Origin of the sequence: Pseudomonas sp., from assembly GCF_050739995.1 — a bacterium.
GTDB lineage: Bacteria > Pseudomonadota > Gammaproteobacteria > Pseudomonadales > Pseudomonadaceae > Aquipseudomonas.
This window is the reverse complement of sequence record NZ_JBOICG010000604.1, coordinates 1-9,234: the sequence shown is the minus strand read 5'-3', so window position 1 is coordinate 9,234 and position 9,234 is coordinate 1. Positions and strand designations below refer to the sequence as shown.

8 protein-coding genes are annotated in these 9,234 nt (G+C 61.0%); 3 read left to right on the top strand and 5 right to left on the bottom strand.

Features of this window, described 5'->3' with window-relative positions; genetic code table 11:
- Nucleotides 1–74: 74 nt before the first annotated feature.
- The 5 genes from relA to ACRESD_RS20190 form a co-directional block, all read right to left on the bottom strand.
- Nucleotides 75–2,318 (bottom strand): GTP diphosphokinase, encoded by a 2,244-nt coding sequence (relA, locus tag ACRESD_RS20210; RefSeq protein WP_431752518.1) that lies wholly within the window; start codon nt 2,316–2,318, stop codon nt 75–77.
- Nucleotides 2,319–2,441: 123 nt separating this feature from the next.
- Nucleotides 2,442–3,794, bottom strand: a complete 1,353-nt coding sequence (rlmD, locus tag ACRESD_RS20205) for a 23S rRNA (uracil(1939)-C(5))-methyltransferase RlmD (RefSeq protein ID WP_431752517.1) — start codon at nt 3,792–3,794, stop codon at nt 2,442–2,444.
- On the bottom strand, nt 3,794–4,696 hold the full coding sequence (gene cysM / locus ACRESD_RS20200; RefSeq protein WP_431752516.1) for a cysteine synthase CysM: 903 nt from the start codon (nt 4,694–4,696) through the stop codon (nt 3,794–3,796). The genes rlmD and cysM overlap by 1 nt, the downstream gene beginning before the upstream one ends.
- A gap of 220 nt (nt 4,697–4,916) precedes the next feature.
- Nucleotides 4,917–5,522, bottom strand: a complete 606-nt coding sequence (locus tag ACRESD_RS20195; RefSeq protein ID WP_431752515.1) for a tRNA-uridine aminocarboxypropyltransferase — start codon at nt 5,520–5,522, stop codon at nt 4,917–4,919.
- Nucleotides 5,523–5,529: 7 nt separating this feature from the next.
- On the bottom strand, nt 5,530–6,423 hold the full coding sequence (locus tag ACRESD_RS20190; RefSeq protein WP_017134867.1) for a LysR family transcriptional regulator: 894 nt from the start codon (nt 6,421–6,423) through the stop codon (nt 5,530–5,532).
- Between the two features lie 186 nt (nt 6,424–6,609).
- Between ACRESD_RS20190 and speB the strand changes: the two genes are divergently transcribed.
- The 3 genes from speB to ACRESD_RS20175 all read left to right on the top strand — a co-directional run.
- A complete protein-coding gene (gene speB, locus ACRESD_RS20185; protein ID WP_431752514.1) occupies nt 6,610–7,560 on the top strand; it encodes an agmatinase in 951 nt (316 codons plus the stop codon).
- The gene (locus ACRESD_RS20180) at nt 7,560–7,982 is read left to right on the top strand and encodes a YybH family protein (protein WP_431752513.1); all 423 of its coding nucleotides are present in this window, start codon (nt 7,560–7,562) and stop codon (nt 7,980–7,982) included. The genes speB and ACRESD_RS20180 overlap by 1 nt, the downstream gene beginning before the upstream one ends.
- A gap of 21 nt (nt 7,983–8,003) precedes the next feature.
- A partial coding sequence (locus tag ACRESD_RS20175; RefSeq protein ID WP_431752512.1) for a purine-cytosine permease family protein occupies nt 8,004–9,234 on the top strand: 1,231 nt, incomplete at its 3' end.

The following is a 9,234-nucleotide window of genomic DNA, read 5'->3' as shown; positions in this document are numbered from 1 at the left end:
ATACATCTGGTGCTGACCCACCGCTTTCGCGGGCAAGCCCGCTCCCACATTTTAGTTCGCGTTCATCCAGCTACTCATGGTGTACGGTTTCGCCGCGTCTCGATGATGTTCGGCAACTGGGAAATCCGCCCCAACAACCGCCCCAGCGCATCCAGGCCCGGGATTTCGATGGTCAGGGACATCAGCGCGGTGTTGTCCTCTTTGTTCGAACGGGTGTTGACCGCCAGCACGTTGATCCGCTCATTGAGCAGCACTTGCGACACGTCACGCAGCAAACCGGAACGGTCATACGCCCGAATCACGATATCCACCGGGTAAGTGAGCACCGGCACCGGGCCCCAGCTGACCTGGATGATCCGCTCCGGCTCGCGCCCGCCCAGCTGAAGCACCGAGGCGCAATCCTGGCGGTGAATGCTCACACCACGCCCCTGGGTGATGTAACCGACGATGGCGTCCCCTGGCAATGGCTGGCAGCAGCCGGCCATTTGCGTCATCAGGTTGCCCACGCCCTGGATCTGGATATCGCCGCGCTTGCCAGGCTTGTAGCCAGTGGCTTTGCGTGGAATCAGTTCCAGCTGTTCACTGCCGCGCTCCGGCTCGACCAGTTGCTGGGCCAGGTTGACCAGCTGCGCCAGGCGCAAGTCGCCAGCGCCCAGGGCGGCGAACATGTCCTCGGCAATCTTCATGTTGGCCTTTTCGGCCAGCTTGTCGAAGTCCACCTGCGGCAAGCCCAGGCGTGCCAGTTCGCGTTCGAGTAGGGTCTTGCCGGCGGCGACGTTCTGGTCACGCGCCTGCAACTTGAACCAGTGCACGATCTTCGCCCGCGCCCGCGACGTGGTGATGTAGCCCAGGTTCGGGTTCAACCAGTCGCGACTCGGCGTGCCGTGCTTGCTGGTGATGATCTCGACCTGTTCACCGGTCTGCAGGGTGTAGTTGAGCGGCACGATACGCCCGTTGATCTTGGCGCCGCGGCAGTTGTGGCCGATCTCGGTGTGCACGCGGTAGGCGAAGTCCAGCGGCGTGGCGCCTTTGGGCAAATCGATCGCGTGGCCGTCCGGGGTGAAGATGTACACCCGGTCCGGCTCGATATCCACCCGCAACTGCTCGGCCAAGCCACCGATGTCACCCAGCTCTTCATGCCACTCCAACACTTGGCGCAGCCAGGAGATTTTCTCTTCGTACTGATTGGACCCGGCCTTGACGTCGGTGCCCTTGTAACGCCAATGCGCGCACACGCCCAGCTCCGCCTCTTCGTGCATGGCGTGGGTGCGGATCTGCACTTCCAACACCTTGCCCTCGGGGCCGATCACCGCCGTGTGCAACGAGCGATAGCCGTTTTCCTTCGGGTTGGCGATGTAGTCGTCGAACTCTTTCGGAATATGCCGCCACAGGGTGTGGACGATACCCAGCGCGGTGTAGCAGTCGCGCATTTCCGGCACCAGCACACGCACGGCGCGCACGTCGTAGATCTGGCTGAACGCCAGGCCCTTGCGCTGCATTTTGCGCCAGATGGAATAGATGTGCTTGGCGCGGCCGCTGATGTCGGCATCGACGCCGGTAGCCTGCAATTCGGAACGCAGTTGGCCCATCACATCGGTGATGAAGCGCTCACGGTCGAGCCGTCGCTCATGCAGCAACGTCGCAATCTGTTTGTATTGATCGGGCTCGAGGTAACGGAAGGACAAGTCCTCCAGCTCCCACTTGATATGGCCGATACCCAGGCGGTGCGCCAATGGCGCATAGATGTCGAACACCTCGCGGGCAACGCGGTTGCGTTTCTCGTCATCGGCGGTTTTCACCGCGCGAATCGCGCAGGTGCGTTCGGCCAACTTGATCAGGGCGACGCGCACGTCGTCAACCATTGCCACCAGCATCTTGCGCAGGTTTTCCACCTGGCCCTGGGTACCCATCACCATCGATTGGCGCGGGCTGAGGCTGGCACTGATGGCAGCCATGCGCGCCACACCGTCGATCAGCTTGGCAACCACGGCGCCAAAGCGCTGGCTCACGGTGGCCAGCTCGATATGCCCTTCGCGCACGCCGCGATAGAGCACGGCGGCGATCAGTGAATCCTGGTCCAGCTTCAGATCGGCCAGGATCTCGGCGATTTCCAGCCCGGTGCGAAAGCTCGAAGTGCCTTCGGACCAGAGGTTCTTGGCCGCATTGTTTTGCTGCTCAGACTCACGAGCGAACTCGCAAGCTGCCTTCAAGGCTTCACGGTCCAGTGCCGGGTCGACACTGATGGCATGATCCAGCCATGCCTCGAGATTGATACTGCCGTCGGTGTTGATCGGCTGGTGTGCTCTCACCTGTACCATCTTGCTTACCTTCCCTACGACGCACCTTCGATGCGCCAAAAATCATTCCCGACCTTCTACTGCAGACTCCCTGGCAGATCACAGGCCCTGGAGACAACAGGCCGGTCGGATTAAACGGGCATCCTAGCCCGCTTCAAATAACGCCATGGCCTCGACATGCGCGGTTTGCGGAAACATGTCGAGGATCCCGGCACGCTTTAGCCGGTAGCCTTGCTTGACCAACTCAACCGTGTCCCGCGCCAACGTGGCTGGGTTGCAGGACACATACACCAGACGCTTGGCCCCAAGAATGGCGAGCTTGCGAACAACCTCCAGGGCACCGTCACGGGGTGGGTCCAAGAGTACCGCAGAAAAGCCCTGTTTGGCCCACTCTGCGTCAGTCAAAGGCTGGGACAAATCGGCCTGAAAAAACTGCGCATTATGCAAATCGTTGCTGACGGCATTGAGGGCCGCCCGGTCCACCATGGTCTGTACCCCCTCCACCGCCACCACTTCGCGCACTTGGCGAGCCAGTGGCAGGGCAAAGTTGCCCAGGCCGCAAAACAGGTCCAACACCCGCTCATCGGGCTGTGGCGCCAGCCATTCCAGGGCCTGGGCAACCATCGCCTCGTTGACCCCGGCGTTGACCTGGACGAAATCGCCAGGCCGATAGGCCAGCTCCAGATTCCACTGTTCCAATCGAAATCCCAAGACGCAATGGGTGTCGACCGGCTCTGGCTGCCCCTCGCCATGCAGCCACAGTTGGGCTTCATGGAAGGCACAAAACTCTTTCAATACCTGCAAGTCCGTTTCCGACAACGGCGCCATATGGCGCAGCAACACCGCGATGGACGTACCACTGAACAACTCAACATGCCCCAGAGCCTGCGGTTTGCTCAGGCGACGTAGCATGTTGGGCAAACGCTGCATGATCGGCTGCAAGGCTTGTACCAGCACCGGACAATCATCGATGGCGACGATGTCCTGGCTGGCCACGGCGCGGAAACCCACCTCGAGTTTTTTCGCCTTGGCATCCCAGCGTACGGCCACACGGGCACGACGACGGTAGCCAAATTCCGGCCCACTTAAAGGGGCTGCCCATTCTTGCGGCTCGATACCGGCCACGCGAGACAGTTGCTCGGCAAGCATGCGCTGTTTCAGGGCAAGTTGTTCGGCATGGGGCAAGTGCTGCACGCTGCAACCACCACAACGACCCACGTGGGCGCATGGCGCTGGGCGACGCAGCTCGCTGGCGGTAAACACACGCTCGGTGCGCGCCTCGACGATCTTGCCGTGGGCGCCCAACACCCGCGCTTCGACTTCTTCGCCGGCCAGCGCGCCGTTCACAAACCAGGTGCGACCTTCAAAGAACACAATGCCCCGGCCATCGTTCGCCAGGCGTTCGATGGTCAGGCGTTGCTTCTTGCCCACTGGAATCTGCGGAGCCCGGCTGCCACCCGTTGGTTGGAAGCGCAGGCCTCTCTCGTGCTTGGCCATCAGTTGGGTTCGTCGAAAATGCCGGTCGACAGGTAACGGTCGCCTCGGTCACAGATGATCGCGACGATCACCGCGTTTTCCACTTCTTTGGACAACCGCAACATCCCCGCCACCGCGCCACCGGACGACACGCCGCAGAAGATGCCTTCTTCACGGGCCAGGCGACGGGTAGTGTCTTCGGCTTCGCGCTGGGCCATGTCGATGATGCGGTCCACACGTGTCGCGTTATAGATCTTCGGCAAGTACTCTTCGGGCCAACGGCGAATACCCGGGATCGCGGCACCTTCCATCGGTTGCAGGCCGACGATCTGGATCGCCGGGTTCTGCTCCTTGAGGTAACGCGAGTTGCCCATGATGGTGCCAGTGGTGCCCATGGAGCTGACGAAATGGGTGATGGTGCCCTGGGTCTGGCGCCAGATTTCCGGGCCAGTACTGGTGTAATGCGCCTCGGGGTTATCCCCATTGGCGAACTGGTCGAGCACCAGGCCACGGCCTTCGGCGGCCATGCGCTCGGCAAGGTCACGGGCGCCTTCCATGCCTTCTTCCTGAGTGACCAGGATCAACTGGGCGCCATAGGCGGTCATCGCCGCCTTGCGTTCGGCGCTGCCGTTGTCGGGCATGATCAGGATCATCTTGTAACCCTTGATCGCGGCGGCCATGGCCAAGGCAATCCCGGTGTTGCCGGAAGTGGCTTCGATCAGGGTGTCGCCAGGCTTGATCTGCCCACGCAACTCCGCGCGGGTGATCATCGACAAGGCCGGGCGGTCCTTCACGGAACCGGCCGGGTTGTTGCCTTCGAGCTTGAGCAACAAGGTGTTGCTGGTTTCACCCGCCATGCGTTGCAAGCGGACCAGGGGCGTGTTGCCGACGCAATCGGCGATTGTTGGGTACTGCAAGGTCATGGCGTATTCGCAATCCAGACTGCGGGGGCCAACATCATACCGGGAAAGGGCGGTGGGCCATATCACGCAAAGTGTGGTGCTTATGGCTTAAAGGCATAAGTAACAAAAAGGTTGCCCCATCGGGGCAAGCCCCCTCCCACAGTTGACCGAGTTGTCCCCTTGGAATGCCGTCGAGTGTGGGAGCGGGCTTGCCCGCGATGGCCGCAACTCGGTGAACCTGCTAACCACTCCGTCCGTCGCCATGGTTTCTCTGGAACACCTCATCCCCCATCGCCGCAATCTGACCTTCGATCAATGCCTCGAAGGGCTTCAGCAACGGCTCAAACGATGCCGGTGCTTCCAGTACCTGCAACGCCTGCACAATCGCTTCAACGGTGGACAACGCTCCCGGCCCCGGCGCCTTGCGCAATCGATAACGGGAAACCGAGCCCTCGGCCAGCGTTACCCGAGGCAATGCGGCCAGCAACGGGTTGAGATGCAGCATCTTGCGCGCCTTGCGCCAGGTGCCGTCGGGGACCACCAGCAACAGCGGTTGCTCCCCAGGCGCGTAGGCTTGCAATGGCTGGGCTTCGTCAGCCGGAAACAATAGCCGCGCCTGAAAACCGGGCGGGTTCAACAAGGTCGACAAATCCTCAAACACCTCCCCCACCACCAACTGCGCGTTGTTCAAACCCAGCGCCGCCAACCGTGCGGTATTCAACGCATGGTTGACCTCGCTCGGGTGCTGCAACAGCAACACGCGGGTGCGGCTGTCTAGACTGGGGATCAGCGCGCACAAGCAATGGGTGGCAGGCCTGAGGCATCGGGAGCATTGGGGTCTGGACATGGTGTTATCAGGCCTGGTTCAACTGGGCTTTGAGTAGGTCGCGGAAGGTCTGGATCAACGGTTCGCGACTACGGCCACGGCGCATGATCATGGAGAACGGCGCTTGATAGCCAAAGGTGGCCGGCAGCAACACGCGCAAGTCACCCTTATCGGCCCAGGCCTGGGCATAGTGTTCGGGCAGGTAGCCGATGTAGGCGCCAGACAGCACCAGGATCAGTTGGGCTTCCATACTTTCCACGGTCGCGGCGCTGTGCTTGAAGCCATGACGAGCCAACTCCGCCTGGCTCCAATAGCCACGGCCAACCATGCGTTGCTGGGTAATCACTTGTTCGGGGATGCGTCGCTCGTTGAACAGCGGGTGCCGAGTGCTGCAATACAACCAGTGCTGCTCGCGGTACAGCGGCATATAGATCAGCCCGCTCATGCGGTTGGAGAAAGCGCCGATGGCCAGGTCCAGACGATTGTCCTGCACGCCCAGTTGCAGTTCGTAGGGGCTCATCACCGATAAGTGCAGGTGCACCGCCGGGTGTTCCAGGCTGTAGGCGCCGATCACTTCGGCAAATGGCAGCGCTTTATCGCTGACGGTGGAGTCGAGCACGCCGAGCTTGAGGGTGCCGCGCAACTCGCCCTTCAACGCGGCGGCGTATTGCTCGAAGCCCTCCAGCTCGCCGAGCAGGCGCAGGGTTTCCTGGTGGAACAACTCGCCCTTGCTGGTCAGGCTGAACCCGCCTCGCCCGCGATGACACAGCACCAGGCCCAATGCCGATTCCAGTTGGCTCATATAGGTACTGATGGCCGATGTGGATAGGTTGAGTTCGTGCTGGGCGTTGGCGAACCCCTGGTGACGCACCACGCTGACGAAGATGCGCAGGAGTTTCAGGTCGGGCAAGGCGTTGGCCATGGGGTCTCCAGAGGCATACACGAAATCCTGTGGGAGGGGGTTTACCCCTCCTACATTTGAACGCAGCTTACCCCAAGCATTAGTTTAGAGAAATCTGAACTAAGTATTTGCCCCTGCCGATTCTTTCGTATCGGCACATTTCGCAGAATCAATCCCTAACAAACAAAACAACGATGAGGCACTCCCGTGGACAAGATTTTCCACCAACCACTGGGCGGCAACGAAATGCCGCGCTTCGCCGGCATCGCCACCATGATGCGACTCCCCCACCTGCAGACGGCCAAGGGCCTGGACGCCGCCTTTATCGGCGTGCCTCTGGATATCGGCACTTCGCTGCGCGCCGGTACCCGTTTCGGGCCGCGTGAAATCCGCGCCGAATCCGTGATGATCCGCCCCTACAACATGGCCACCGGCGCCGCTCCTTTCGACTCGCTGTCAGTAGCCGATATCGGCGACGTGGCGATCAACACCTTCAACCTGCTCGACGCCGTGCGCATCATCGAAGAAGCCTACGACGAGATCCTTCAACACAACGTGATACCGCTGACCCTGGGCGGTGACCACACCATCACCCTGCCGATCCTGCGTGCGATCCACAAAAAACACGGCAAGGTCGGGTTGGTACACATCGACGCCCATGCCGACGTGAACGATCATATGTTCGGCGAGAAAATCGCCCACGGCACCACCTTCCGCCGCGCGGTGGAAGAAGGTTTGCTCGATTGCGACCGCGTGGTGCAGATCGGTCTGCGCGCCCAGGGCTACACCGCCGAAGACTTCAACTGGAGCCGCAAACAGGGCTTCCGCGTGGTCCAGGCCGAAGAATGCTGGCACCACTCCCTCGCGCCCCTGATGGCTGAAGTGCGGGAAAAAGTCGGTGGCGGCCCGGTGTACCTGAGCTTTGATATCGACGGCATCGACCCGGCCTGGGCGCCTGGCACCGGCACCCCGGAAATCGGCGGGCTGACCACCATCCAGGCCATCGAGATCATCCGTGGCTGCCAGGGCCTCGACCTGATTGGTTGTGACCTGGTAGAAGTTTCACCGCCCTACGACACCACCGGCAACACCTCGCTGCTGGGCGCCAACCTGCTGTACGAGATGCTCTGCGTACTGCCTGGCGTGGCGCATCGCTGATGAGCGCCCAAGCCGTGCACAAAGCCGCCGCCGATCTGGTGTCGGCCTTTGCCCGCAATGATCGCGCCGCCTATTTCGGCGCGTTCAGCCGTGATGCGAGCTTTGTGTTCTACACCCTCCCCGAGCCGCTGCTCAGCCGCGATGCCTACCAGGCGTTGTGGGACAGCTGGCGCCGGGACGAGGGCTTTGAGGTGCTGTCCTGCACCTCAAGCAACGCCATTGTCAGCCTGCACGGTGACGTGGCGATATTTATTCATGACGTGGCCACCGAGCTGCGCATGAACGGGGAGCAACTCTTTAGCCAGGAACGCGAAACCATTGTCTTCAAACGACAAGGTTCTCGCACAGAACAACAAGAAGGCCTGTGGCTGGCCTGTCACGAACATTTGTCCGCTATGCCGGAAGGGCTGCCGCCCCCTTAGCCAATGTGATCGGAGCAGATCATGAATAATAAAAACAACGATAAAAGTATTCGAAAAATTGAAACCAACGGGGTCGAACAGATCCCGGATCACGAACGCACCGCCGGCCCCAAGGACCTGTTCCGACTGATCTTCGGCGGTGCCAATACCTTTGCCACTGCGGTACTGGGCTCATTTCCAGTGCTGTTCGGCCTGTCATTCCAGGCCGGCGTCTGGGCGATTGTACTGGGCGTGCTGGTAGGTGCGGTGATCCTGGCACCCATGGGCCTGTTCGGGTCGATCAATGGCACCAACAATGCCGTGTCTTCCGGTGCGCACTTTGGTGTACATGGGCGGATCGTCGGCTCGTTTCTCTCACTGCTGACGGCGATTGCCTTCTTCTCACTGTCGGTGTGGAGTTCAGGTGATGCACTGGTCGGCGGTGCGAAACGTCTGATCGGCCTGCCGGAAACCGACTTGACCCTGGGCCTGGCCTACGGTCTGTTTGCCCTGCTCGTGCTGACGGTGTGCATCTACGGGTTTCGCTTCATGCTGTGGGTCAACCGCATTGCGGTGTGGGCGGCGAGCCTGTTGTTCCTACTGGGGATCTTCGCTTTCGCGCCAGCGTTCGACAGTCAGTTTGCCGGCACTGTAGCGCTGGGCCAGACCGGCTTCTGGGCCGCGTTTATCGGCGCTGCGCTGGTGGCCATGAGCAATCCGATTTCCTTCGGCGCATTTCTCGGTGACTGGTCGCGCTACATCCCACGAGAAACACCGAAAGGTCGGATCATGCTGGCCGTTGTACTGGCGCAAATCGCTACCTTGATCCCGTTTCTGTTCGGCCTGGCCACCGCGACCATCGTGGCGATCAAGGCACCGGACTACATCGCAGCCAACAACTACGTCGGCGGCCTGTTGGCGGTGGCGCCCACCTGGTTCTTCCTGCCGGTATGCCTGATTGCGGTGATTGGCGGCATGTCCACTGGTACCACATCGCTCTATGGCACCGGGTTGGACATGTCCAGCGTGTTCCCACGCCTGCTGTCGCGGGTCAAGGCCACGCTGCTGATCGGGGTGATGTCGATTGCCTTCATCTTTATCGGACGTTTCGCCGCCAACCTGGTGCAGAGCGTGTCTACCTTTGCCGTGCTGATCATCACCTGCACCACGCCGTGGATGGTGATGATGATTATCGGCCTGATCGTGCGCCGGGGCTTCTACTGCCCGGACGATCTGCAGGTATTCACTCGCGGCGAAACAGGCGGTCGCTACT

What these genes read in the sequence shown, in the direction of transcription:
- ACRESD_RS20180 (WP_431752513.1), top strand. Translation starts at nt 7,560, where the DNA reads ATGAGCGCCCAAGCCGTGCACAAAGCCGCCGCCGATCTGGTGTCGGCC.
- ACRESD_RS20195 (WP_431752515.1), bottom strand. Translation starts at nt 5,522, where the DNA reads ATGTCCAGACCCCAATGCTCCCGATGCCTCAGGCCTGCCACCCATTGC.
- cysM (WP_431752516.1), bottom strand. Translation starts at nt 4,696, where the DNA reads ATGACCTTGCAGTACCCAACAATCGCCGATTGCGTCGGCAACACGCCC.
- relA (WP_431752518.1), bottom strand. Translation starts at nt 2,318, where the DNA reads ATGGTACAGGTGAGAGCACACCAGCCGATCAACACCGACGGCAGTATC.
- rlmD (WP_431752517.1), bottom strand. Translation starts at nt 3,794, where the DNA reads ATGGCCAAGCACGAGAGAGGCCTGCGCTTCCAACCAACGGGTGGCAGC.
- ACRESD_RS20190 (WP_017134867.1), bottom strand. Translation starts at nt 6,423, where the DNA reads ATGGCCAACGCCTTGCCCGACCTGAAACTCCTGCGCATCTTCGTCAGC.